Genomic DNA, 24,137 nt, shown 5'->3' with positions numbered 1-24,137 from the left:
GGCCGCGTTGCCGCGCCGGGCACACGTGGTCGACCCGCCGCGCTCGATCCGCCGGATGGCGCGGGCAACTCCGCGGCAACCCGCACCACAGCACCCGGCCGCGTTGCCGCGCCGGGCACACGTGGTCGACCCGCCGCGCTCGATCCGCCGGATGGCGCGGGCAACTCCGCGGCAACCCGCACCACAGCACCGGCCCGCGTTGCCGCGCCGGGCACACGTGGTCGACCCGCCGCGCTCGATCCGCCGGATGGCGCGGCCAACTCCGCGGCAACCCGCACCACAGCACCGGCCCACGTTGCCGCACCAGGCCCACCCGGACGACCCGCCGCACTCGATCCGCCGGATGGCGCGGCCAACTCCGCGGCAACCCGCACCACAGCACCGGCCCGCGTTGCCGCGCCGAGCCCGCCGGGGTGGCCAGCCGCGCTGAATCGCGCGGGGGTCGGCTGCAGGCCGCCGCTCGGTGCACCGGATGGCGCGGGCCACTCCGCAGGAGTCCGCGCGACGGCACCGGGCCGCGTTGCCGCGCCGAGCACACCTGGATGGGCCGCCGCGCTCCGTCCGCCGGGCGGCGCGGGCCGCGCTGCGGCCCTCGCGGCAGCAGCGAGCCACGTTGTCGCGCCGGATGGCAGGGACCGCTTCGAAGCGACCCTCGGGACCCACCCGAGCCGGGCGGCGGCACCGGGTCGTGCGGGCGGGCGCGAGGCGACCCGCGCGGCTCCGTCAGCCGGCCTCGAAGGTTCGTGTCTCCTCATGCCAGCGCTTCCGCGACCTCGTCCACCGTCAGCCATTGCTCCGGGGCCAGGATCTTCGCCACCTGGGGCGCGAACGCCGGGGAGGCGACGATCACCTCCTTCGTCGGGCCGTCCGCGACTATCTCGCCCTCGGCCATGACCACCACCCGGCTCGCCACCGTTGCCACGAACTCGACGTCGTGCGTGGCCAGCAGCACCGCTCGACCCTGTGAGGCCAGCTCTCGCAGGATCGCCGCGAAGCGTCGTTTTGCGTGGTAGTCCAGGCCGCGGGTGGGCTCGTCGAGGAGGACGACCGGGGGTGCCGCCGCCAGCTGGATCGCCAGGACCAGGGCCAGGCGCTGGCCCTCCGAGAGGTCGCCGGGGTGCGCTTCGCCGGCTATTCCCGGGGCCAGGCGGTCCAGCAGGGCACGTGCCGTCCCCGCCGGTACCTGCGATTCGGTGTCCGCCTGTGCGCACTCGGCTTCCACCGAATCGAGGTACAGCAGGTCCGCCGGTGTCTGCGGGACCAGCCCCACGCGCTGACGGGCCGCTCGTGGCTTGAGCGATGCCGGGTCCGCGCCGCCGACGTCGACCTTCCCCGCCGACCTCGAGCCGCTGCCCTGCACCGCCCAGAGAAGCGACGACTTGCCGGAGCCGTTGCGTCCCATCAGCGCGATCACTTCCCCCGGCCCGGCCCGCAGGTCCACCCCGCGCACCGCCGAGACATCTCCGTAGCGGACCACCACCCCTCTCACGTCCAGTGCTCGACCGGTCACCGAGAGACTAGAACCCACCACCGACAATTTCGGGATCGACGACAGGCGGGACCGCAGCGGACCCGCGACCCGCCGCGCGTCCCGGACCGACAACGGCAGCGGTGACCAGCCCGCGAGCCGGCCCAGCTCGGCGATCGGGGGTGCGATCGGCGACGTCGCCAGGATCTCCGCGGGCGTCCCCGACCGCACCGAGCCGTCGCCCGGCAGGTACAGCAGCCGGTCCGCGTACTGCGCGACGCGCTCCATCCGGTGCTCCGCCACGACCACCGTCGTCCCCAGGTCGTGCACCAGCCGGGTGATCGCCGCGAGGACGTCCTCGGCCGCGGTCGGGTCGAGGGCCGACGTCGGCTCGTCGAGCACCACCACGGACGGGTGGGCCGTCAGCACCGAGCCGATCGCCACCCGCTGCTGCTGGCCGCCGGAAAGTGTCCGGAGTGGACGGTTGCGCAGTTCCGCGATGCCCAGCAGGTCCAGCGTTTCCTCGACCCGCTTGCGCATGACGTCCGGCGGCACCGCCAGCTGCTCCATCGCGTACGCGAGCTCCTCCTCGACGGTGTCCGTCACGAACCCCGCCAGCGGGTCCTGCCCGACGACGCCGACGACCGAAGCCAGTTCACGCGGGGGGTGCGCGGACGTGTCCAGGCCGGCGACGACCACGCGCCCCGCCAGGCGGCCGCCGGTGAAGTGCGGGACGAGCCCGTTCAGCGCACCGAGCAACGTCGACTTCCCCGCCCCGGTCGGCCCCGCGACCAGGCACAACTCGCCTTCCTCGACCTCCAGCGAGACGTCCGAAAGCACCGGCCGCGAGGCGTCCGGGTAGGTCACCGTGACCCTCGAGAACTCGATCACCGGACGACCTCCGACAACGACGGCGGTGGCGGCGCGACGAACGCCGGCAGCACCGCGACCAGCACGGACAACGCGTGCACCCAGGAAACCTCCGGCCAGCGCAACGGGCTCAGCGACGGGAACAGCCGGCCCGGGTCGATCCGCGCGGTCGCGAACAGCAGCGCGCACGACCCGGCCCCGGCCACGACGACCAGCGTCTCCGGCCAGCCCCACGGGTCCGGCCGGTACGCCGTCCGCCGCACGCGCCGCCCGCCGAGGACGAACCCCACGACCGCCGCCGCCAGCCCGGCGGCCAGCAGCGGGACGCCGAGCCACGTCGACGTCCCGTCGAGCACGCCGTAGACGCCGACGCACACCCCGACCAAGCCGGCCAGCACGCAGGTGGCGATCAGCGCGCGCAGGCCAAGGCTCAGGTAGGCCCGGCGCCCGTAGCCCCGGGAATCCATCGCCGCCGCCAGCCGCAGCGAGCGGTCCATCGCGTCCTCCAGCACCGGCACCACGATGCCCTTGACCGCCCGCAGCCCGCGAGTCCGGCCCGCCCGGAGCCGCCGTGCGCGCCGCACGCGTTGCACGCTCTCGACCAGCTGGGGCGCGACCGTCAGCGCCACCGTCACCGCCGTGCCGACCTCGTACAGCGCCCCCGGAACGGCCTTGAGCAGGCGTTTCGGGTTGGCCAGCGCGTTCGCCGCGCCGACGCAGACCACCATCGTCGCCAGCCGCAGGCCGTCGTAGAAGCCGCCGAGCAGCTCCTCCGCCGACGTCGGCCCGAGCAGGGACAAGCCGGCGGCGAGCGGGATCCTCGGCAGCGAGAACAGCACGTGCCCGCCGTCTTCGCCGCCGACCAGGATCCGGAAGAGCACCCGCGAGGCGACGATCAACGCGCCGACGTACGCGTACAGCCGGAACGCCAGCGCCCAGGGCGCGTCACTCCGCCGGTTCGCGACCACGAACCCGGCGACGGCGATGATCAGGCCGAGCAGCAGCGGGTTCGTCGTGCGGCTGGCCGCGACGGCCAGTGCGAGCGCCCACGCCCACCAGGCGCCGGGGTGCAGCGCCCTACTGCGCACGCCGACGGCGGGCGACGACGATCCCGGCGCCGCCGACCACCACGATCACGACCGCGCCGATCACCAGGCCCCACGGGAACGAGCTGCCCTCCTCGGCGGGCGCGGGGGCGTTGGTGGCGGCCTGCCGCACCGGCGCCACCTTCGGCGGCGTCGGCAGGTCGTTCGCCGTCTTCGGCCGCGCGAACGCCCAGCCCTCGAACCCGCCGGCGACCGGCTTCGCGGTCTGCGCGCCCTCCTGGCTCGACGTCCAGCTGCCCCCGGCGGAAGCGTGCCAGTAGCTCCAGTACGCCGTCGCCGACGGCATCCCCGCGCACGACTCGACGTCGGGCCCGGGCTGCCCCGCGATCCGGCAGGCCACGGCCAAGCCGTACTTCTGCGAACCGGCGACCTCGACGCCGGCGTCCTGCAGGGCCGCGATGCCGTTCGCCGGCGTTCCGGGGGCGCAGCGGATCAGCGGCTGCGGGCCCAGGTCGCCGAAGTCGACGACCACCGTGACGCCGCCGCCTTCCGGGCAGGTCCCGGCCGTGCCCGCCGCCGACGCGGGCGCGGCGCCCACGAAGGCGGCGCCGAACAGGAGAGCGCAGACGACGGCGAAACGGGAAGCGATCATGCAGGCACTTTAGCCAGGACGGCACCCGCCGAAGGTGCGGTTCCGGCGCGACGAGCACCACACCTAGACTGCGGGCCGTGGGACAGCTCATCGCGGACGGACAGCTGCGCGTCGGCCTGATCGGTGCCGGCCCGTGGGCGAAAACGGTGCACGCGCCGGGCCTCGCGGATCACCCCGGCACGGCGCTGACCGCGGTCTGGGCCCGGCGGCCGGAGGCGGCGCAAGCGCTTGCGGAGACGCACTGCGCGAACACCGCGGGCAGCGTCCAGGAGCTGTTCGAGCAGGTGGACGCGGTCGCGCTGGCCGTCCCGCCGTCGATCCAGGCCGAACTGGGCGTGCGCGCGGCCGAAGCCGGGAAGCACCTGATCCTCGAGAAGCCGATCGCCGCCGACCTCGAAGGCGCGCGACGGCTGGCCGACGCGGTCGCCGCCGCCGACGTGGCCGCGCTCGTCGTCCTGACGCTGCGGTACTCGGCGCAGACGCAGGAGTGGCTCGCCGGCCTCGCCCAGGCGGGCGGCTGGACGGGCGGCGGCGCGCGCTGGCTCTCCGGTGCCCTGCTCGGCGGCCAGTACGCGGCTTCGGAGTGGCGCCAGGACGACGGCGGCGCGCTGTTCGACATCGGCCCGCACGCGCTCGACCTCCTCGACGCCGCGCTCGGCCCGATCACCGGCGTCGTCGCCGCGCGGCGCAGCCCCGGCGACCTCTGGCACCTGATGCTGGCCCACGACGGCGGCGTTTTCAGCACCGCCACGCTCTCGTTGCGGCTCCCGGTGCAGCCGACCGTCGTCGAACTCGCCGTCTGGGGTCAGCACGGCTACCGGACGCTCGGGCGCAAACCGGGCTCGGCGCAGGAGTCCTACACCGCACTCCTGGACGACTTCGCGGCGATGATCGCCAGCGGTACGACGACCCACCCGTGCGACGTCCGGCGCGGCCTGCACCTGCAGACGCTGCTCGAACAGGCCCGGCAGCTCGCCGAGTAGTACACAGGCCCCTCTCGCGAGTTTCCGTTGTCCGACAACGGTTTCCGTCGGTGTCCCCCATTTCTTCCACAGGGTTGTCCACAATCTCCACTGTGGACAGTGCGCCTCCTGACCGAACCACGGCGGGACAAACTCCGCCACCGGAAAGATCACCGAATAGTGCGGCTCGCTCGGACTGCCGAGTCGATCTTGCGATGCGAAGGTGATTTCGAGTGGAGGGGTTCCGAGAGAGGAGGCGCATGGAAGCCCTGCTTCGCGCCTTCTGGGGGATGATTCCGATTTCGGCGATCGCGCTGCCGTACGCGCTGCTCGGCTGGCCGCTGCTCGCGGCCCGGCGCCGCCGAAGACTCCCAGTCCGCTTCGCGACCGCGACAGCCGGCGTCGACTGCGCCGCGCTGCTCGTTGCCTTTCTGGTGTTCTGCCTGGTCATCATGCCGGTCGGCGGCTCTTCCGAGAGCACGCTCGACCTCGTGCCCGGCTCCGACATCACCGCGGCTTTCGCCGACGGCGGGTCACTCTGGCAGGTGATCGGCAACGTCCTGCTGCTCTGCCCGCTCGGTGCCCTGCTACCGCTTCGGCTGCGCCGGCTGCGCACGCTCTTCCGCATCGCACTGGCCGCGCTGCTCGCGTCCCTACTGGTGGAAGGTACGCAATATCTGATCCACTCCGGCCGGGTCACCTCGGCCGACGACGTCTTGCTGAACACCGTCGGCGCGACGCTCGGCGCGGCCTTGAGCCGCCGCGGGTGGGGTGCGCTCGACCCGCCACCACCGGCGCCGGTGGCCATCCCGGCGCAACGGCGCCGGATCTGCGAGTCGCCCACGCTCCGGATGCGCGTGCCGCGTTCGGTGTGGGACACGCGCTACGCCGCGATCGCCCACCCGGAGCGCCGGTAAACCGGTTGCGGCCGGTGCGAAACTGGGGGCGAAGAGCCCTTCGAGTCGAGGAATGACCGCCTATGCCTGGCGCCGCGTTCGGCGTCGGCCCCCGCTAGGCCCGACGCCCGGCGATCTGCCCGCGTGCCCCGTTCGGCGGCCGCGGTTCCTCGGCGTGCTCTTCGAAAGGCTCGAATGTCTGCCATCCAGACCTATGTCCGCAAGACGGCACCGCACGGCCGTGAGACCGAGCGGGTCGGCCCGTTCCTGGCGACCTACTCGCCCGGTACGGCGCACCCGATGCTCAACTACGCGATCCCGGACGACGGCGCGAAGCCGGCCGCGGCTGAGATCGACGCGCTCACCAGCGCATACCGGCGGCGGGACCTGCTCCCGCGGCTGGAGTACTTCACCGACGTCGCCCCCGACCTGGAGAAACTGCTGGTCGGGGCGGGGTACGCGCTCGAACGACGGGTGCCGCTGATGACCTGCGGCCCGGACGAGCGGGTCGACCGGCCCGTCCCGGCGGGGATCCGGCTGCGCGCGCCGGAGTCGGACGACGACTTCCGGCGGATGCGATCGGCGCAGAACACGGCGTTCGGCGAACCCGCGGAGATCGGCGACGCCGAGGTCGAGCGGCTCAAGGCCGGCACCGGCGTGCGGCACCTCCTGGCGGAGGACGTCGCCACCGGAGCGGTCGTCGGCGGCGGCCTTGCGCTCGCGGTCGTCGACGGCACCACCGAGGTGGCCGGGATCGCCGTGCTCGAGCCGTACCGCGGGCGCGGGATCGCCGCGGCGCTCACCGCGCGGCTGACCGGGGAAGTCCACGAGGCCGGTGCCCACACGGCGTTCCTCACCCCCGGTGACCTGGGGATCGGGAACGTCTACGCCCGGGTCGGCTACCGGCCGGCCGGGGAGTGCGTGCACCTCTCCTTGGGTTAATCGTCGAAGCGGCCGGAGCGGCCTCGTTTCACGTCGCTCCGGCGCTTCTTCGACGCCAGGCGGCGCTCCTTGGAACCGCGGGACGGTTTCGTGGCGCGCCGCTTGGCCGGCGGCGGCGCCGACGCGTCGAGCAGCAGGTTCGCCAGCCGCCCGCGCGCCGCTTCGCGGTTCTGCAGCTGCGAGCGGTGCTCACTCGCCGCGATGGTCAGGACGCCGTCGACCAGCCGGGGACCGAGCGCGGCCAGCACGCGGTCACGCAGGTGCTCCGGGATCGACGGCGACGCGGCGACGTCGAACGACAGCTCGACGCGCGAGTCCGTCGTGTTGACGCCTTGCCCGCCGGGGCCCGACGAGCGCGAAAAGCGTTCGCTGAGCTCGGCTTCCGGGACGACGAACCGGGAGCCGACCACGACGTCCCCGGTCGCCACCGTCAGAACCGCGGGTGGTCGCCCGAGAGCACCGCGCGCGGGCCGTCGACGTCGCCGGCCGGCTGCACGTCGCCCAGGATCCACGCCGGGACGTGCCGCGCGGTCAGCATGGCCAGCGCCCGGTCGACGTCCTCGGCACCGACGATCGCGACCATGCCGACGCCCATGTTGAACGTCTTCTCCAGCTCGGCCCGCTCGACCTTGCCGCGCTGCCCGATCAGGGCGAACACCGGCGCCGGCGTCCAGGTGCCGCGCTCGAGGCGGGCGACCAGGCCGCGCGGCATGACGCGGGCGAGGTTCGCCTCCAGGCCACCGCCGGTGATGTGCGCGAACGTCCGGACCTCGGTCTCGGCGGCGAGCGCCAGGCAGTCCTTCGCGTAGATCCGCGTCGGCTCCAGCATCTCCTCGCCGAGGGTGCGGCCGAACTCCTCGACGTGCCCGTCGAGCGGCATCCGGGCGATGTCCAGCAGCACGTGGCGGGCCAAGGAGTACCCGTTCGAGTGCAATCCGGACGAGCCGAGGGCCAGAACGACGTCACCCGGACGGACCTTTTCCGGCGAAAGCAGTTGCGAAGCCTCGACGACGCCGACGCCGGTAGCCGACATGTCGTAGTCGTGCTCGCCCATCAGGCCCGGGTGCTCCGCGGTTTCGCCGCCGAGCAGGGCGCAGCCGGCCTGCACGCAGCCTTCGGCGATGCCGCCGACCAGCGCGGCGATCTTCTCCGGGTGCACCTTGCCGACGGCGATGTAGTCCTGCAGGAACAGCGGCTCGGCACCGGTCACGACCAGGTCGTCGACCACCATGGCGACCAGGTCGATGCCGACCGTGTCGTGCTTGTCGAGCGCCTGCGCGACCGCGATCTTGGTGCCGACGCCGTCGGTCGAGGACGCGAGCACCGGCTCCTTCCACTTGTCGAGCTTCAGGGAGAAGAGCCCGGCGAAGCCGCCGACACCGCCCATGACCTCGGGCCGCGTGGCCCGTTCGGCGTGCGGCTTGAGCAGCTCGACGGCTTGGTCACCGGCATCGATGCTGACACCGGCGGCGGCGTACGTGGCGCTCGTGGACTCGCTCACGGTGGAAGGACTCCCTACTGGAAGGAACTGCTAGGGACGCCGGACGGCGTCTTCGGCACCGTACCCGGCGGGGCTGACCGGGGTCGCCGCGCCATTGACCGAGTCGAGGCTTTCGAGCAGGTGCTTCCCGATCAGCGCGTCCTCCGGGAGCGCGATCGGGTACTCGCCGGAGAAGCACGCCGTGCACAGCCGCGACTTCGGCTGTTCCGTCGCCGCGACCAGGCCGTCCAGGGAAATGTAGCCCAGGGAGTCGGCGCCGATCGAGCGCCGGATGCCGTCGGTGTCGACGCCGTTCGCGACCAGTTCGGCCCGCGACGCGAAGTCGATGCCGTAGAAGCACGGCCAGCGCACGGGCGGTGACGCGATCCGGACGTGCACCTCGAGCGCGCCGGCCTCCCGCAGCATCCGGACGAGCGCTCGCTGGGTGTTGCCGCGGACGATCGAGTCGTCCACGACGACCAGGCGCTTGCCGCGGATGACGTCGCGCAGCGGGTTCAGCTTGAGGCGGATGCCCAGCTGGCGGATGGTCTGCGACGGCTGGATGAACGTGCGCCCGACGTAGGCGTTCTTCACCAGGCCGGTGCCGTAGGGGATGCCGGAACCCTGCGCGTAACCGATCGCGGCCGGCGTGCCCGACTCCGGCACCGGCATCACGAGGTCGGCCTCGACCGGCTGCTCACCGGCGAGCCGCCGCCCGATCTCGACGCGGGTGGCGTGCACGCCGCGGCCGGCGATCGTGGTGTCGGGGCGCGCGAGGTAGACGTACTCGAAGACGCAGCCCTTGGGGTCGGGGTTCGCGAACCGGGAGGACCGCAGGCCGGCGGCGTCGATCGCGATGAGCTCGCCGGGCTCGACCTCGCGGACGAAGGACGCGCCGACGATGTCGAGGCCCGCCGTCTCGCTGGAGACGACCCAGCCGCGTTCGAGCCGGCCGAGCACCAGCGGGTGCACGCCGTGCGGGTCGCGGGCCGCGTAAAGGGTGTTCTCATCGGCGAACACCAGGCAGAACGCGCCCTTGAGCGTGGGCAGCAGTTCCATCGCCGCGGCCTCGATGCCCTTGTCGGCGGCGTTCGCCGCGAGCAGGCCGCAGACGAGGTCGGAGTCGCTCGACGAGCCGGTCAGCCCCGCGTGCGGCTTGAGCCCGGCGGCGATGGTGCGTTCGCGCAGTTCGGCGGTGTTGACGAGGTTGCCGTTGTGCGCGAAGGAGAGGCCGCTGCCGGTGTCGGTGGTGCGGAAGATCGGCTGCGCGTTCTCCCAGATGGTCGCGCCGGTGGTCGAGTACCGGCAGTGCCCGACGGCGATGTGGCCCTGCAGCGACTGCAGGATCTGCTCGTCGAACACCTGGCTGACCAGGCCGAGGTCCTTGAAGACCACGATCTGCGAGCCGTCGGACACGGAAATACCGGCGGCCTCCTGGCCCCGGTGCTGCAGGGCGTAGAGGCCGTAGTAGGTCAGCTTCGCGACTTCTTCCCCAGGAGCCCAGACGCCGAAGACGCCACACTCCTCACGGGGTTCCGGTTCGGGCTGGTCGGGCACGAGCTGCGGGTCGGAAACCACCGAGTAGCTCCAGGGAAGACGTGGTCAGGCCGGTTTCAGTGTAGACGGTGCGAACATGAGTCAGGCCCCGCCCGGAGTGGTTCTGACCACTTCGGACGGGGCCCGCAAGCTTGGGGTTCTTCAGCACGCATCCGGCAACGCGAGGATCTCGGAGAGCACCTGTGCGCCTTCGCCGCGGCGGCGCCAAAGCCACCGCTCCGGCTCGAAGATGTTGTCTTCGGTGCCGGGCATCCGGGTTGCCACCACGTCGTCCTCGGCGTTGAGCCGGACCACGTCCACCACGTCGTCGTGCACCCGCACGCCGACGACGGCGAGGACCTCGCCACGCTCGTCGGCGGGGTGGACGAACTGGTAACCGCGAGCCACCAGCTCCTGCAGTCCGGTCTCGATGTCGAAGACGGAGGCGACGGCCTCAGCCGAGGACATCGTCGAACTCACCGTCCTTGGCGCCGGCCAGGAAGGCCGCCATCTCCGCGCGCGTGTAGACGAGCGCCGGGCCGGTCGGGAAGCGCGAGTTGCGCATGGCGATCTCGCCGCTGGACAGCGGCGCCACCTCGACACAGTTGCCGTAAGCGCCGCTGTAACTGGCCTTGCGCCACTGCGCACCGGTCAGCAAGGTCGCCGGGATACCGTTTTCGAATCGCTCAGCCACGTTCCCACCTCTCGAAGCGGAATATGCCCCGGGCGCCGCGTCTGCATGTGCATTTGCCCGCGTGTCGAAGGCTAGCACGTGTGCCTGCAATGGTAAATGCACGTGCAGAAGTTCTTGCAAAGTTTTCGGACGGTAAAGAACCACTGGGGGTGGGTTCACCTATCGGGTGGTCGGTAAGTGCTCTTTCGGGTTAACCACTACGAGTAGTTACCGGTGAGAGGGACGGGAATCGGCGGGCGGCTTCGAAGAGTGACGGTGGCGGGCGGCGGATGGGGCGTGCGGGCGATGTCATGAACGAGTCGTTCACCGCGCTGGACGTCATGAACGAGTCGTTCATGACGTGGGCGGGCGCAGGTGAGGCGCGACCGAGGGTGCGCAGCGGCGTCAGATCTCCGCGCGGCGCTTGGCCAGCAGGGCCCGGCTTCGCTCCGGGGTCTCCGAATCGACCGCGAGCATGTCGAGCGCGCGGCTGTACTTTTCGATCTCTTCGCGCTTCTCGATGTAGTGCGCGCCGGTCATGTACTCGACGTACGCGATGTTCGGCAGTTCCGGCTCGCCGAACCGCAGCAGGGAAAACGCGTGTTCCGCGGACAGGCCGCTGCGCGTGTACGGCAGGACCTGGACCGATACGTGCGGCAGTGCGCTCATCTCGAGCAGGAATTCGATCTGCTGCTTGAGGACCTTCACGCCGCCGATCGGCCGGTGCAGGACCGACTCGTCGAGGACCATCCACACGCGGGGCGCGTCCGGCCTGCTGAACATCTTCTGGCGCCGCATCCGCAGCGCGACCAGCTGGTCGACGCGCTCGTCGGCCATCTCCGACCGGCCGTGGCTGAAGATCGCTCGCGCGTACGGCTCGATCTGGAGCAGGCCCGACACGTAGATCGGCTCCCAGATCTGGATTCGCGCGGCGGCTTCTTCGAGGCCGACGAGGTCGGTGAACCAGTTCGGCATCGTGTCGCCGAAGCGGCGCCACCAGCCCGGCTCGTTCGACTGCTTGACCATGTCGAGGAACGTCTGGCGTTCCGTCGAGTCCTCGACGCCGTACATCGTCAGCAGGTCGGTGACGTCGCGTTCCTTGAAACCGACCCGGCCGAGTTCCAGCCGGCTGATCTTCGATTCGGACCCGCGGATGTTGTACCCGGCCTGCTGCCGGGTGATGCCGGCCTCTTCACGGAGCCGCCGCAGCTGGGAGCCCAGGATCATGCGGCGCGCCGTGGGGCCGATGTTCTGTTCTCCTGCGGACGCGTTCACCGCGTTCATTCCCGGACCTTCCGCGCTCACGTCACCAGGGGGTTCTAGCCCGACTACCGAAAGTACACGTTAACCCGTCCTGCGCAAAGAGGTGACCCGGTTTACCCCATGCGCGCGTCGGCCTACTCTACGTAGAGTACGAGACTTTCGACACAGAACTTGCGAGGTTCAAGATGCCCGACGCCGCGACCCGGACCGAACGAGTTCCCGTGGGGGTCGACCCGACCCGAGCGAGCATCGCGCGCGTGTACGACGCCTTCCTGCTCGGGAAGGACAACTACGAGATCGACCGGGAAGTCCTCGGCCAGGTGCAGAAGGCCGCCCCGGAAGCTCAGGACCTGGCGTTCGAGAACCGCGGCTTCCTCATCCGCGCCTGCCGCTTCCTCGCGAGCCAGACCGGCATCACCCAGTTCCTGGACCTCGGATCCGGCCTGCCGACCGCGGAGAACACCCACCAGGTCGTCCAGCGGATCAACCCGGAGACCAAGGTCGTCTACGTCGACGACGACCCCGTGGTCCTCGCCCACGGCCGCGCGTTGCTCGAAGAGAACGAGCACACCCACTTCGTCGCCGAAGACATCTTCGAGCCGGAGCGGATCCTCGAGAACGAGGTCGTCCGCGAGCACATCGACTTCAGCCAGCCGCTCGTGCTGCTGCAGATGGGCACCCTGCACCACTTCAAGGGCGACAAGGACCGGCCGAAGGCGATCATGAAGGAGTACGTCGACGCGCTGCCGTCCGGCTCCTTCGTGGGACTCAGCCACTTCTTCGACCCGCAGAACGAAGACTCCGAGACCGCGCGCCGCATGGAAGACTTCTTCGTGCACAGCCCGATGGGTTCCGGCACCTTCCGGACGCAGCAGGAGATCGAAGAGCTGTTCCCGGGGCTCGAAATGGTCAAGCCCGGCGTGACGCTGTGCGCCGACTGGTGGCCGGACGGCCCGCGGCTCAAGGAGCTCAACGTCGCGCAGCGGACGATCGCCGGCGGCGTCGGCCGCAAGCTCTGAACGCCCCGTCCGTCAGAGGCGGACGAGGGGGAGCCAGTGGGAAAGGTCGGCCCGGGTGCCCGATGCGGACACCCGGCCGTCCGCCACCGCAGTGGTCCAGTCCAGTACCCCGGTGGCCAGTTCGAGCCACGTGCGCGGGTCCGTCTCGATCACGTTCGGCGGCGTGCCGCGGGTGTGCCGCGGCCCTTCCACGCACTGCACCGCCGCGAACGGCGGCACGCGGACTTCGACCGTGCGGCCCGGCGCGTCGGCCGCCAGCGCGCGCAGGCTGAGCCGCACCGCCGCCGCGAGCTCGGGCCGCGCCGGGTCCGGCGCATCGCCCTGCAGCCAAGGGAAAACCGCCACCACCGCCGCACGTAACTGTCCGGGGTCGACCGAACGCGAAGAGGCCATGGGCAAACAGTAGAGTGGCGCACCAAGAGTTTTCAGAGACACCCGAGAACGTGGGGATGAGATGGCGCAGCGGGACGAGGCGGATCGGATGGTTTCGCAGCAGCCCACCGGAAGCGGGCCCGATCGCCCCGGCAAGCACAGCCGCGCGGCGCGGCGCAGCGGCCAGCAGGCCCGGCGTTCCGGGAAGCACGGCACGCCCGAGATCACCGCGGAGATGCGGGCGAACGCCCGCGCCAACCCCGACAGCTGGCTCTACGTCATCGACGAAGCCTTCGACCCCAACGGGCCGGTCCCGTCGTGGGCGGTCGTCGGGGCCTACCCGGTGAACGGCGTCGGCGACGTGGTCGCGGACTTCCACCCCAACGACCGCTACCGGCCTTCGCCGAAGGCGCTGGGTTTCCCGGAGCCGTCGAACGACCTCGAGCAGCTGCTGCAGCTCGTCCGCACCGAGCACCGGCCGCCGTCGGACCTGCCGAAGGTCGTCCTCGACTCGACGCTGTTCGTCTACGCGATGTCGCCGGTGCAGCGCACGGTCATCGGGTTCCACAACACCGACGGCCGCGTGATGGTGCCGGCGTACACCCGCAAGGCGCTGGTGCCGGGCGAGTGGCCGCACGCCCGCGCCGTGCTCGGCCGCGACATCGTCAGCCTGCTCGGCGGTCACCCGGTCGCGATCAACCCGCACGACCTGATCACCGCCGTCGTGCCGGCCGAACACCTCCTGAAGGCGATCGCCGACGAACAGCGCTGACCTGCGGGTTTAACCCCATCGAGTGACCACCCGAGTCGCCGGATCGGCGACTCGGGTGCATCGTGAGGCTGGATGAGACTCACGAGATCGGTGGGGAGCATGAGGGTGCTGCGTCGTTCACCGGAAGTTCGCTCCCTGCTACCCCTCGCCGTCGCGATCTTGCTCCTCGCGGGCCAGACGCCGGCGACGGCCCAGGACGGCTACGCCGGAGCCGAGGAGCACTACGCGGGTTCGCAGATCGCCAAGGTCGAAGGCGTCGGTGCGGTACCCGGCGTGCTCTACGGATCCGACGACCAGCAGCTCGGCCACGACGTCAGCGGGCACCAGGGCCCGGTCGACTGGCGGGGCGCGGCGAGCTCCGGCGCCAAGTTCGTCTACGTCAAGGCGACCGAGGGCACCGGCTTCGTCAACCCGCAGTTCGCCCAGCAGTACACCGGCTCGTACGACGCCGGGCTAATCCGCGGCGCCTACCACTTCGCTCGGCCGGACATCTCCGACGGCGCGTCGCAAGCGCGGTACTTCCTCGCCCACGGCGGCGGCTGGTCGGCCGACGGCCGGACCCTGCCCGGTGCGCTCGACGCGGAGTACAACCCGTACGGCGAAACCTGCTACGGCAAGGACGCCGCCGGGATGGTCCGCTGGATCAGCGACTTCTCCGAGACCTACCGCGCGGCGACCGGCCGCTACCCGACGATCTACACGTCGACGAGCTGGTGGAAGCGCTGCACCGCGAACAACGGCGGGTTCGGCGGCAACCCGCTCTGGATCGCCCGCTACAACACCTACATCGGCGAGCTGCCCGCCGGCTGGGGCGTCCACACGATCTGGCAGTTCGCCGACCGCGGCACGCTACCCGGCGACCAGAACTGGTTCAACGGCTCGGCCGACCGGCTGCGCGCGCTCGCACTGGGCTGAACGGCGCAACACCCACGGTAATAGGTGTTAACCAGTCACCAATTGAAGATCGACTCCCCGAGAAAATCACCCACGCGTATACCCAATTTCACGGAACTGAGTGACAAACCGCCATCTCGTCCTCAACAATCGTGCCCGGGCGGCTACCTGCACATAGCCGCCCTCAGCGAGGGTTCTGTGAAGGGATTCGATCATGTCCACTTCCCGAAGAAGGCGGCTTTTCGCTGCCCTGGTCGTCCCGGCCACGCTGCTCCTGCTCGGCAGCACGGCGCAGGCGGCGACGTTCTCCCCCGAGGCCGACCCGGTCGCCGCGATCAACGCGGACATCGCCCAGCACAACCACGAACTGGGGTCGCAGATCCGGCGAGTCGAAGGCGACAAGTCGACACCGGACACGCAGAAGGCGGCGCAGCAACCGCAGCCCGCCCAGGCGATCCCCAACCAGGTGCTGGCCACCGTCGCCGGCATCGACGTCGCCAGCTACCAGGGCAACGTCGACTGGGCGAGCTGGTGGAACCAGGGCAAGCGGTTCGTCTGGACCAAGGCCACCGAGAGCACCAGCTACACCAACCCGTACTTCGCGCAGCAGTACAACGGGTCGTTCAACCAGGGCTTCATCCGCGGCGCCTACCACTTCGCCACCCCGAACACGGCGAGCGGCGCGGCGCAGGCCCGGTACTTCGTCGCCCACGGCGGCGGCTGGTCGAAGGACGGCAAGACCCTGCCCGGCGCGCTCGACATGGAGTACAACCCGTACGGCGCGACCTGCTACGGGCTGAGCAAGGCCGGGATGACGTCGTGGATCCTCGACTTCCACGACACCTACCACGCGCTGACCGGCCGGTACCCGGTGATCTACACGTCGACGAGCTGGTGGAGCAGCTGCGTGAGCGGTGACTTCTCCAGCACGGCCCCGCTGTGGGTCGCGCGGTACGCGTCGTCGGTGGGCACCCTGCCCTACAACTGGAGCTACTACACCGTCTGGCAGTACACCTCGAGCCCGCTCGACCAGGACACCTTCAACGGTGCCTACGACCGGCTCCAGGCGCTCGCCACCGGCTGACCCGCACCACCCGGCTCCCGGATCGTGACGACTTCGCGTCGGCCCGGCCGGGAGCCGGTTTCATGCCGTACCGTCCGAGCTTGCAGAATGCTGCTCACCACGTCCTGGGGGAACCGCACGGGCCTTGCGGACGTCGGAAGCGCACGAACACCCAGCGCCCGGAAGGCATGAAAGATGACGTACCCGCCTCAGCCGGGCCAGCCCGGTCAGCCCGACCCGTACGGCCAGCAGCCCCAGTCCGGTGGCTTCCAGCAGCCGTACCCGCAGCAGGGTGGGTGGGACCCCAACCAGCAGCAACAGCCGTACCCGACGCAGCAGTACCCGCAGGGCTGGGACCCGAGCCAGCAGCAACAGCAGCAGGGCTGGGACCCGAACCAGCAGCAGCAGGGGTACCCGGCGAGCCCGCAGCCGCAGTGGGGCGACCCGAACGCCCAGCAGCAGCAGTCCGCGTGGGCCGACCCGAACGCGCAGCAGTACGGCCAGCAGGCCTGGGACCCGAACCAGGGTGGCCAGATGTCCGGCTGGGACCCGGCGACCGGCGGGTACGCGCAGGGCTTCGGCGGGCCGCCGGCGCCGCCGAAGAAGAGCAAGACCGGGATGTGGATCGCCGTCGGCGCCACCGTGGTCGTCGTGCTGGCGGCGCTGGGCGTCACCGGCTTCGTCGCGCCCGGGTTCTTCCTTTCCAAGGACGACAACACGAACGTCGCGGCCCCGCCGTCGTCGAGCACGTCCGCGAAGCCGACTTCGCCGAAGACGACCACGCCCAAGAAGTCGACGACGCCGACCTCCAAGGCCCCGACGGGTTCCGGTGCGTCGGACGCCAAGGCGGTCCTGCAGGGCTTCATCGACAAGCTGAACTCCGGCGACAAGACCGGCGCGATCGCGCTGGGCTGCGCCGACTCGAAGGACCTGCTCGGCTCGTGGCTCGACACGTTCCTCAAGCCGCCGCTGAAGCTGGAGCTCGGCGAGGTGCCGGACGACGAGTACCTGGTCGAGGGCCAGGTCACCGGGACATCCGCCGGCAAGAACGTCAAGGGCACGCTGAGCGCGACGAACTTCGACGACAAGGGTTTCTGCGTCAGCACCATGCTGGTTTCCTGAGCGGGTGAAGCTGTGGCGATCACCGCTGGCGTGGACGTTCTTCGCGTCGCTGGTGCTACTGGTGGGGGTCGGCGGCTGGCTGCTGACCGACCCCGCCACCAGCCGCAGTGACGCGCTGAAGACGGGCGGCCTCGCCGGCGGCGCGATCGTGGCGCTGTACGCGCTGTGGCTCAACGACCGGCGCCGCCGGGTCGAGGAACGCCGCCAGGACATCGAGCGACGGCGGCACGAACTCGAGGCGCAACGCGCCGAACAGGACCGCGAGCGGGTGGCGGACGAGCGGTTCGCGAAGGCGGTCGAGCTGCTCGGCCACGCGGCGGACCAGGTGCGGGTGGGCGCGCTGCACGCGTTGGCGGGGCTGGCGCGAAGCCGCCCGGAGTACACGCAGACGGTGCTGGACGTCCTGTGCTCGTACCTGCGGCGGCCGTTTTCCCGCACCCGGCCCACGGGCGCCGATCCCGACCCGGAGCAGGAACGCGAACTCACGGTCCGGCTCACCGCGCAACGGCTGGTCACCGATCTGCTCCCGGCGCGCGACGACGAAGCCCCGGCCTACGACCTGGACCTGACCGGCGCCCGGCTGGAGTACCTCGACCTCTCGGGCAAGCTGATCGGCGGCCTGCTGCTCCGGTACGCGTCGCTGCACAGCAGCACGAACCTGAGCGGCTGCCGCTTCAAAGGCCGGGTGTACTTGACCGCCGCCGGTACCGAAACCGGCCGCCTGGTGGGGTACTTCCGGTGCCGCGGCGCCGTTTTCGAAAGTCACGCGTGGTTCAGCGGAACGGCTTTCGCCGAGGACGCGGACTTCACGGACACGACGTTCGCCGGACCGACCACGTTCAAGGAGGCGGAGTTCGCCAAGGACGCGGTGTTCGCCGGGGCCGTCAGTTCGGGCTCGCTCGACCTGCGGCGGGCTTCCTTCGCCGGGCAGACCGACCTGCGGTTCGCGTCGCTGCCGGAGTCGGTTTCGCTGTACAACACGCGGGTCCAGGCGGAGAAGGACGTGCAGCTGCCGGACGTTTGGGACGTCGAGCAGCTCCGCGACGGGGACCTGCGGATCGTCGCGAAGCACGGCTGAGCGGAGGGCACCGGCCGGAGCCGGCGCCCTCCGGTGCTCAGTCGAACAGCGCCGGCAGGGCGCCTTCCCAGGCTCCGCGCAGCTCGTCCAGCGAGAACTCCGTGATGCCCTGCAGTTCGAGCGTGCCCGATTCCGGGTCCACCACGCCGGTCTTGCGCCACGGGAGGCCGCGCGCGGTCAGCATCTCCGTGAAGCGCAGCTCTTCCGTGCGCGGGACCGCCACCAGGACGCGGCCGGCCGACTCGGAGAAGAGCTGGACGAACGGGTCCTGGTCGCTGTCCAGGAAGACCCGGGCGCCGCACTGTCCGATGAGGACGGTCTCGACCAGGGTCTGGATCAGGCCGCCGTCCGAAAGGTCGTGCGCCGCCGAGATCATGCCGTCGCGGGAGCCCGCCACCAGGATCTCGCCCAGCAGCTTCTCGCGGGCCAGGTCGACCTTCGGGGGCACGCCGCCGAGGTGGCCGTGGAGCTCGCGGGCCCAGGCCGAACCGTCCAGTTCGTCGTGCGTTTCGCCCAGCAGCAGCAGGGTTTCGCCCGCTTCCGCGCCGATGCCGGTCGGGATGCGGCGGGTGACGTCGTCGATCACGCCGAGGACGCCGATCACCGGGGTCGGCAGGATCGCCGTCGAACCGGTCTGGTTGAAGAAGCTCACGTTGCCGCCCGTCACCGGGATGCCGAGCTCGACGCAGCCGTCCGCGAGGCCGTGGACCGCCTGCTCGAACTGCCACATCACGCCCGGGTCGGTGGGAGCGCCGAAGTTCAGGCAGTCCGACACCGCGACCGGGGTCGCGCCGCCCGTGGCCACGTTGCGGTACGCCTCCGCCAGCGCCAGCTGCGCGCCGCGGTACGGGTCGAGGTAGACGAACTTGCTGTTGCAGTCCGTCGCGACCGAGACGCCACGGCCACTCGACTCGTCGATCCGGATCATGCCGGAGTCCGACGGCTGCGAGAGCACGGAGTTGCCGCGCACGTACCGGTCGTACTGCGAGGTCACCCATTCCTTCGACGCCTGGTTCGGCGACGAGATCAGCCGCAGCACGTCCGCGCGCAGTTCGTCCGGAGTGGACGGACGCGGCAGCTTCGCCGACGTGTCCGCGATCAGCGCGTCCTGATCCGACGGTCGCTCGATCGGCCGGTCGTACACCGGGCCCTGGTGGGCGACCGTGTGCGCCGGGACGTCGACGACGACCTCGTCGTTCCAGGTGATCACCAGGTGCTCGCCGTCGGTGACCTCGCCGATGTCGGTGGCGATGACGTCCCACTTGCGGCAGACCGCCATGAACGCCTCGACGTTCTCCGGCGAGACGACCGCGCACATGCGCTCCTGCGACTCGCTCGAGAGCACCTCGGCGGGGGTCATCCCGGTGGCGCGCAACGGAACGCGGTCGAGGTAGATGTGCATGCCGCCGTCGCCGGCCGCGGCCAGCTCGGACGTCGCGCAGGACAGGCCGGCGCCGCCGAGGTCCTGGATGCCGACGACGAGCTTCTGCGCGAACAGCTCGAGGCAGCACTCGATGAGCACCTTCTCGGTGAACGGGTCGCCGACCTGGACGCTCGGCAGCTTCTTGCGGCCGCCCGAGGACTCGTCACCCGAAAAGGTGTCACTCGCCAGGACGGAAACGCCGCCGATGCCGTCGAGGCCGGTGCGCGCGCCGAACAGGATGATCTTGTTGCCGGTGCCGGACGCGAACGCCAGGTGCAGGTCTTCGACGCGCATCGCGCCGACGCACAGGGCGTTCACCAGCGGGTTGCCGGCGTAGGACGGGTCGAAGACGAGCTCGCCGCCGATGTTGGGCAGGCCGAGGCAGTTGCCGTAGCCGCCGACGCCGGCGACGACCCCGGGCAGCACGCGCTTGGTGTCGGGGGCGTCGGCCGGGCCGAAGCGCAGCGCGTCGGCGACCGCGAGCGGCCGCGCGCCCATCGCCATGATGTCGCGGACGATGCCGCCGACGCCGGTCGCGGCGCCCTGGTACGGCTCCACATAGGACGGGTGGTTGTGGCTCTCCACCTTGAAGGTGACCGCCCAGCCCTCGCCGATGTCGACGACGCCCGCGTTTTCGCCGATGCCGGCCAGCATCTTGGCCTTCATCTCGTCGGTGGCGGTCTCCCCGAAGTACCGCAGGTGCTTCTTCGACGACTTGTAGGAGCAGTGCTCGCTCCACATCACCGAGTACATCGCCAGCTCGGCATCGGTGGGCCGGCGGCCGAGGATCTCCCGGATGCGGGCGTACTCGTCGTCGGCGAGGCCCAATTCGCGATACGGCTGGGTGTGCTCCGGGGTCGCCCCGGCGCGCTCGGTGGTGTCAACGGTGCTGGTCACGGTGTCCGTGTCAGGGTTCGCCACGGCCGCCAGGATACGGGCAGGCCGGTGGCGCCCCGGACGGTGGGCCACCGAAATCGGACGGCCCCCGGCGGGTGTGAGCGGCGCGACACCGCGGCCCGGCACGGGGACAACCCGGGGCGCCCCCGAGTGCGCGGGCCCGGAATTGTCGGACCCCGCGAGTAACGTTGAAACCGGGGGCCCCCGAGCCGCGCGGCGCGAAAATCGGTCGCCTTCGCCCGGGTGTCGGCTTACCGTCGACAATCGTGCTTTCCGCCACATACCCCCTTCCGCCGCTGCGGCTTCCCGCACGGCCGAGCGCGAGCCGCTTCCTGCTCGCCGTCTTCCGGGCCCGGCTCGGGACGGTGCTGGGCGCCGCCGCGATCGGTGTCGTCTGGGCGCTTCCCGGCGCGCTGCTGCCGCTGGTCGTCGGCCAGGGCATCGGCGCGATCACCGCGCACGACGGTGCCGCGGTCGGGCGCTGGGCGCTCGTCGCGGCCGTGCTCGGCCTGGTGCAGACGGTCTTCGGGACCTGGCTGCACTTCCTCAACTACGGCCTGTGGCTGCACGGCGCGGGCACCACCCAGCGGACCGTGTCGGCGCACACCACCCGCGTCGGCGCCGGGCTGCGCGAGCAGACGACGACCGGCAACCTGGTCGCCGTCAGCACCACCGACATCAACCACATCGGGAACACGGTCGAGATGACCGGGCGGGCGTTCGGCTCGCTGCTGGCGTTCGTCGTGGTCGCGGTCTGGCTGGTCACGACGTCGCCGCTGCTGGGCGTGGTCGCGCTGGTCGGCGTGCCGGTCGCGGTGCTCGGCATCGGCCCGCTGCTCGCCCCGCTGCAGAAGCGCAAGGCGAAGCAGCGTGAGCAGCGCGGGGACGTCAACGCGCTGGGCGCGGACATCGTGTCCGGCCTGCGGATCCTGCGGGGCATCGGCGGCGAACGGCGGTTCTTCGCCCGCTTCCGGGAGACGAGCCAGCGGGTGCGGCGGGCCGGTATCGAGGTCGGCAAGGCCGAGGCGTGGCTGGCCGCGGCGGAGATCGCGCTGCCCGGCCTGGTCACCGTGGTGATCACCTGGCTGGGCGCGCGGCTGGCCGTGGCCGGCTCGATCGGCGTCGGGCAGCTGGTGGCGTTCTACGGCGTTTCGGCGTTCCTGATCTGGCCGGTCACCGCCGCGACGGAGGCGGTCGGCTCGATCACGTCCGGGCTGGTCGCGTCGCGGAAGGTCGTGGCGCTGCTGGCGATCCACCCGAAGCTGGCGGACCCGGAGACGCCGGAGCCGCTGCCCGACGGGCCGCTGGAGCTGGTGGACACCGAGTCCGGGGTGCGGGTCGCGCCCGGCAGGCTGACGGTCGTCGACTTCGGCGCCGACGGCGAAGCGGTCGCCGACCGGCTGGCCCGGTTCGCCGACCCGGCCGAGGGCGAAGCGGTGCTGGTCGGCGGCGTCCGGGCGGAGCGGGTCGCGCTCGCGGAGCTGCGGCGGCGGATCGTCTACGCGCACAACCAGGACATCTGGTTCTCCGGCGTGCTGCGCGAGCAGCTGGCGCCGGCGCGGACGTCCGGCGTCGACATCACCGAAGCGCTGTACGCGGCCGACGCCGACGACATCGTGGAGGCGCTGCCGGAAGGCGTCGACGAGGTGATCGGCGAACGCGGCCGCGAAGTGTCCGGCGGCCAGCGGCAGCGGCTCAACCTGGCCCGCGCGCTGGCGACCGACGCCGACGTCCTGGTGCTGGACGAGCCGACGTCGGCGGTCGACGCGCACACCGAGGCCCGCATCACCGAGCGCGTCGCGGCACTGCGCCGCGGCCGGACGACGGTGGTGTTCAGTCAGAGTCCGTTGTGGACACATGTGGCGGACGAAGTCTTCACGGCGAAAGTAGTGACGGTATGAAACGGCTTCCCACGGCGTCCCGGCGGGACGTCCGCCGCTGGGCGCGGCGCACGGTGGTGGTCAACAAACGCGAGTTCGGCCTGCTGCTGGGCGCGCTGGCGGTGGCCACGGTGATCGGGCTGGCCGGACCGCAGCTGCTCGGCTCGCTCGTCGACGACGTCGCGGCCGGCACCACCACCGGCCACGTCGACCTGCTCGCGGTGGCGTTCGTCGCGATCATGGCGCTGCAGGCGCTGGCCAGGAAGATCGCGCGGATGCGCGGCGCGGTGTTCGGCGAGCAGGTGCTGGCCAACACCCGCGAGGAGTTCGTCGGGACGGCGCTGCGGCTGCCGCTCGGCACCGTCGAGGCGGCGGGCACCGGCGACCTGCTCAGCCGCGCCACCACCGACCTCGGCCGGATCGACCACGCGGCGCGGTTCGCGGCGCCGGAGATCCTGGTCGCGGCGGTGACCGTGGTGTTCACGGTGATCGCGATGGTGCTCACGTCGCCGCTGCTCTCGCTCGGCCTGCTGGTCGCGGTGCCGCTGCTGGTGCCGGTCAACGTCTGGTACCAGCGGCGGATCCCGGCGGTCATGCAGTGGATGCTGGACCGCTGGGCGGACCTGACCACCAGCGTCCACGAGACGGCGGAGGGCGCGCGCACGGTCGAGGCGCTCGGGCTGACCGAGCGGCGGGTCGGCGCGGCGTACGACGCGCTGGACCGCAGCATCCACGGCGAGCGCCGGATGCGCGCGCTGCAGCTGCGCTGGCTGCCGTCGCTAGAGATCAGCTACGTCGTCCCGCTGGCGGTCATGCTGCCGCTCGGGCTGCTCGCGTACACGCGGGGCTGGGCCGGGCTCGGCGAGATCACCACGATGCTGCTGTACATGCAGGCGATGGCGGCGCCGCTGAACGAGGCGCTGTTCTGGCTGGAGGACCTGCAGGTCGCGGCGGCCGCGGCGCGCCGGATCCTCGGCGTCCACGCGGTGGCCTCCGAGGAGGCGCCGAAGGTGCAGGAGGTGCCGCGCGGGCGCGACATCGACGTGCACGACGTCCGGTTCGCCTACACCGCGGACCGCGAGGTGCTGCACGGCATCGACCTGCGCGTCCCGCGGGGCGAGCGGCTGGCGATCGTCGGCCCGTCCGGCGCGGGCAAGTCGACGCTCGGCCGGCTGCTGGCGGGCATCGCGGCGCCGTCGTCGGGCTCGGTGCGCATCGGCGGCCAGGACGTCTCGGCACTGGCCGACGACGTCCTGCGCGGCGAGGTGCTGCTGCTGACCCAGGAGCACCACGTCTTCTCGGGAACGCTGCGGCAGAACCTGGCGCTGCCGGCCCGTCGCGCGGGTGGCGACTGGACCGACGAGGAGCTGCTGGCGGCGCTGACGTCGGCGGGCGCGTCGGACTGGGTCGCCACGCTGCCGTCCGGGCTGGACACGAAGCTGGGTTCCGGCGAGCACCCGGTGCCGGCGGCGATCGCGCAACAGCTGGCGCTGGCCCGGGTGGTGCTGGCCGACCCGCACACGCTGGTGCTCGACGAGGCGACGTCGCTGCTGGACACGGGCTCGGCGCGAGACCTGGAGCGGTCGTTGAACAGCGTGCTGTCCGGGCGCACGGTGATCGCGATCGCCCACCGCCTGCACACAGCGGCGGCGGCCGACCGGGTGGCGGTGGTCGAGGACGGCCGCATCACGGAGCTCGGCCCGCACTCGGCCCTGCTGGCGGCGGGCGGCTCGTACGCCCGGCTGGTGGCGGCGGCTTCGTAGCCCGGAAGCCGCCTCAACCGCGAGGCCGGGTCGGGCGTGTCCACGGTGCCGGGCACCCCCGGCCCG

At 71.5% G+C, this 24,137-nt stretch carries 22 protein-coding genes; 11 read left to right on the top strand and 11 right to left on the bottom strand.

The features are described 5' to 3' along the window. Positions 1-751: 751 nt before the first annotated feature. The 3 genes from AB0B33_RS34215 to AB0B33_RS34205 are packed head-to-tail and all read right to left on the bottom strand — an operon-like array spanning position 752 to position 4,036. A complete protein-coding gene (locus AB0B33_RS34215; RefSeq protein WP_360779488.1) occupies positions 752-2,359 on the bottom strand; it encodes an ATP-binding cassette domain-containing protein in 1,608 nt (535 codons plus the stop codon). Beyond that, positions 2,356-3,426 carry a CbiQ family ECF transporter T component gene (locus tag AB0B33_RS34210; protein WP_360779485.1) on the bottom strand — a complete coding sequence of 357 codons (1,071 nt, stop codon included), beginning with the start codon at positions 3,424-3,426 and terminating at the stop codon, positions 2,356-2,358. Before AB0B33_RS34210 ends, AB0B33_RS34215 begins: the two co-directional genes overlap by 4 nt. Further along, positions 3,416-4,036 carry a hypothetical protein gene (locus tag AB0B33_RS34205; RefSeq protein WP_360779482.1) on the bottom strand — a complete coding sequence of 207 codons (621 nt, stop codon included), beginning with the start codon at positions 4,034-4,036 and terminating at the stop codon, positions 3,416-3,418. Before AB0B33_RS34205 ends, AB0B33_RS34210 begins: the two co-directional genes overlap by 11 nt. A gap of 77 nt (positions 4,037-4,113) precedes the next feature. On the opposite strand from AB0B33_RS34205, the gene AB0B33_RS34200 reads away from it, so the two are divergent. The 3 genes from AB0B33_RS34200 (at position 4,114) to AB0B33_RS34190 (ending at position 6,836) form a co-directional block, all read left to right on the top strand. Continuing rightward, positions 4,114-5,019: a Gfo/Idh/MocA family oxidoreductase gene (locus tag AB0B33_RS34200; RefSeq protein ID WP_360779479.1), complete on the top strand. Its 906-nt coding sequence runs from the start codon at positions 4,114-4,116 to the stop codon at positions 5,017-5,019. A gap of 239 nt (positions 5,020-5,258) precedes the next feature. Next, positions 5,259-5,915, top strand: a complete 657-nt coding sequence (locus tag AB0B33_RS34195) for a VanZ family protein (RefSeq protein ID WP_360779476.1) — start codon at positions 5,259-5,261, stop codon at positions 5,913-5,915. A 174-nt stretch (positions 5,916-6,089) separates the two neighbouring features. Beyond that, a complete protein-coding gene (locus AB0B33_RS34190; protein ID WP_360779473.1) occupies positions 6,090-6,836 on the top strand; it encodes a GNAT family N-acetyltransferase in 747 nt (248 codons plus the stop codon). Here AB0B33_RS34190 and arfB read toward each other — a convergent pair. The 6 genes from arfB to AB0B33_RS34160 form a co-directional block, all read right to left on the bottom strand. Beyond that, positions 6,833-7,264, bottom strand: a complete 432-nt coding sequence (gene arfB, locus AB0B33_RS34185; protein WP_247016902.1) for an alternative ribosome rescue aminoacyl-tRNA hydrolase ArfB — start codon at positions 7,262-7,264, stop codon at positions 6,833-6,835. The two genes, AB0B33_RS34190 and arfB, sit on opposite strands and share 4 nt — an antisense overlap. A gap of 2 nt (positions 7,265-7,266) precedes the next feature. After that, on the bottom strand, positions 7,267-8,337 hold the full coding sequence (purM, locus tag AB0B33_RS34180) for a phosphoribosylformylglycinamidine cyclo-ligase (protein ID WP_247016901.1): 1,071 nt from the start codon (positions 8,335-8,337) through the stop codon (positions 7,267-7,269). 30 nt (positions 8,338-8,367) lie between these two features. Next, entirely contained in the window at positions 8,368-9,894 is a 1,527-nt protein-coding gene (gene purF, locus AB0B33_RS34175; RefSeq protein ID WP_247016899.1) for an amidophosphoribosyltransferase, read from the bottom strand. A 120-nt stretch (positions 9,895-10,014) separates the two neighbouring features. Further along, positions 10,015-10,320 carry a hypothetical protein gene (locus AB0B33_RS34170; protein WP_247016896.1) on the bottom strand — a complete coding sequence of 102 codons (306 nt, stop codon included), beginning with the start codon at positions 10,318-10,320 and terminating at the stop codon, positions 10,015-10,017. After that, positions 10,307-10,546 (bottom strand): DUF397 domain-containing protein, encoded by a 240-nt coding sequence (locus AB0B33_RS34165; RefSeq protein WP_247016894.1) that lies wholly within the window; start codon positions 10,544-10,546, stop codon positions 10,307-10,309. Before AB0B33_RS34165 ends, AB0B33_RS34170 begins: the two co-directional genes overlap by 14 nt. 384 nt (positions 10,547-10,930) lie before the next feature. Continuing rightward, the gene (locus AB0B33_RS34160; protein ID WP_247016892.1) at positions 10,931-11,809 is read right to left on the bottom strand and encodes a helix-turn-helix transcriptional regulator; all 879 of its coding nucleotides are present in this window, start codon (positions 11,807-11,809) and stop codon (positions 10,931-10,933) included. Between the two features lie 200 nt (positions 11,810-12,009). On the opposite strand from AB0B33_RS34160, the gene AB0B33_RS34155 reads away from it, so the two are divergent. Next, a complete protein-coding gene (locus tag AB0B33_RS34155) occupies positions 12,010-12,807 on the top strand; it encodes an SAM-dependent methyltransferase (protein ID WP_360779467.1) in 798 nt (265 codons plus the stop codon). A 12-nt stretch (positions 12,808-12,819) separates the two neighbouring features. On the opposite strand, the gene AB0B33_RS34150 is transcribed toward AB0B33_RS34155, so the two are convergent. After that, complete coding sequence (locus tag AB0B33_RS34150; RefSeq protein ID WP_360779464.1) at positions 12,820-13,200, bottom strand: sterol carrier family protein; 381 nt, start codon at positions 13,198-13,200, stop codon at positions 12,820-12,822. Positions 13,201-13,261: 61 nt separating this feature from the next. Here AB0B33_RS34150 and AB0B33_RS34145 point away from each other — a divergent pair, with 61 nt between their 5' ends. The 5 genes from AB0B33_RS34145 (at position 13,262) to AB0B33_RS34125 (ending at position 18,108) form a co-directional block, all read left to right on the top strand. Further along, entirely contained in the window at positions 13,262-13,951 is a 690-nt protein-coding gene (locus AB0B33_RS34145; protein WP_247016887.1) for a type VII secretion system-associated protein, read from the top strand. A 99-nt stretch (positions 13,952-14,050) separates the two neighbouring features. Next, on the top strand, positions 14,051-14,866 hold the full coding sequence (locus AB0B33_RS34140) for a lysozyme (RefSeq protein ID WP_360779460.1): 816 nt from the start codon (positions 14,051-14,053) through the stop codon (positions 14,864-14,866). 193 nt (positions 14,867-15,059) lie between these two features. Further along, positions 15,060-15,929, top strand: a complete 870-nt coding sequence (locus AB0B33_RS34135) for a lysozyme (RefSeq protein WP_360779457.1) — start codon at positions 15,060-15,062, stop codon at positions 15,927-15,929. A 174-nt stretch (positions 15,930-16,103) separates the two neighbouring features. Then, entirely contained in the window at positions 16,104-17,030 is a 927-nt protein-coding gene (locus AB0B33_RS34130) for a hypothetical protein (protein WP_360779454.1), read from the top strand. Positions 17,031-17,034: 4 nt separating this feature from the next. Then, positions 17,035-18,108: a pentapeptide repeat-containing protein gene (locus AB0B33_RS34125; protein WP_360779451.1), complete on the top strand. Its 1,074-nt coding sequence runs from the start codon at positions 17,035-17,037 to the stop codon at positions 18,106-18,108. Positions 18,109-18,145: 37 nt separating this feature from the next. Here AB0B33_RS34125 and purL read toward each other — a convergent pair whose 3' ends face one another. After that, positions 18,146-20,428 (bottom strand): phosphoribosylformylglycinamidine synthase subunit PurL, encoded by a 2,283-nt coding sequence (gene purL / locus AB0B33_RS34120; protein WP_360779750.1) that lies wholly within the window; start codon positions 20,426-20,428, stop codon positions 18,146-18,148. A 266-nt stretch (positions 20,429-20,694) separates the two neighbouring features. On the opposite strand from purL, the gene AB0B33_RS34115 reads away from it, so the two are divergent. Together AB0B33_RS34115 and AB0B33_RS34110 are read left to right on the top strand one after the other, a co-directional pair. Further along, positions 20,695-22,329 (top strand): ABC transporter ATP-binding protein, encoded by a 1,635-nt coding sequence (locus tag AB0B33_RS34115; protein ID WP_360779448.1) that lies wholly within the window; start codon positions 20,695-20,697, stop codon positions 22,327-22,329. After that, complete coding sequence (locus tag AB0B33_RS34110) at positions 22,326-24,071, top strand: ABC transporter ATP-binding protein (protein WP_247016875.1); 1,746 nt, start codon at positions 22,326-22,328, stop codon at positions 24,069-24,071. The genes AB0B33_RS34115 and AB0B33_RS34110 overlap by 4 nt, the downstream gene beginning before the upstream one ends. Positions 24,072-24,137: the final 66 nt, after the last annotated feature.

The organism is Amycolatopsis sp. NPDC049159, from assembly GCF_040648295.1.
GTDB classification, from domain to species: Bacteria; Actinomycetota; Actinomycetes; order Mycobacteriales; family Pseudonocardiaceae; genus Amycolatopsis; species Amycolatopsis pretoriensis_A.
This window is presented reverse-complemented; position numbering and strand designations above follow the sequence as displayed.

What these genes read in the sequence shown, in the direction of transcription:
- AB0B33_RS34195 (WP_360779476.1), top strand. Translation starts at nt 5,259, where the DNA reads ATGGAAGCCCTGCTTCGCGCCTTCTGGGGGATGATTCCGATTTCGGCG.
- AB0B33_RS34145 (WP_247016887.1), top strand. Translation starts at nt 13,262, where the DNA reads ATGGCGCAGCGGGACGAGGCGGATCGGATGGTTTCGCAGCAGCCCACC.
- AB0B33_RS34190 (WP_360779473.1), top strand. Translation starts at nt 6,090, where the DNA reads ATGTCTGCCATCCAGACCTATGTCCGCAAGACGGCACCGCACGGCCGT.
- AB0B33_RS34160 (WP_247016892.1), bottom strand. Translation starts at nt 11,809, where the DNA reads ATGAACGCGGTGAACGCGTCCGCAGGAGAACAGAACATCGGCCCCACG.
- AB0B33_RS34135 (WP_360779457.1), top strand. Translation starts at nt 15,060, where the DNA reads ATGTCCACTTCCCGAAGAAGGCGGCTTTTCGCTGCCCTGGTCGTCCCG.
- AB0B33_RS34170 (WP_247016896.1), bottom strand. Translation starts at nt 10,320, where the DNA reads ATGTCCTCGGCTGAGGCCGTCGCCTCCGTCTTCGACATCGAGACCGGA.
- AB0B33_RS34110 (WP_247016875.1), top strand. Translation starts at nt 22,326, where the DNA reads ATGAAACGGCTTCCCACGGCGTCCCGGCGGGACGTCCGCCGCTGGGCG.
- AB0B33_RS34205 (WP_360779482.1), bottom strand. Translation starts at nt 4,036, where the DNA reads ATGATCGCTTCCCGTTTCGCCGTCGTCTGCGCTCTCCTGTTCGGCGCC.
- AB0B33_RS34140 (WP_360779460.1), top strand. Translation starts at nt 14,051, where the DNA reads ATGAGGGTGCTGCGTCGTTCACCGGAAGTTCGCTCCCTGCTACCCCTC.
- AB0B33_RS34130 (WP_360779454.1), top strand. Translation starts at nt 16,104, where the DNA reads ATGACGTACCCGCCTCAGCCGGGCCAGCCCGGTCAGCCCGACCCGTAC.
- AB0B33_RS34150 (WP_360779464.1), bottom strand. Translation starts at nt 13,200, where the DNA reads ATGGCCTCTTCGCGTTCGGTCGACCCCGGACAGTTACGTGCGGCGGTG.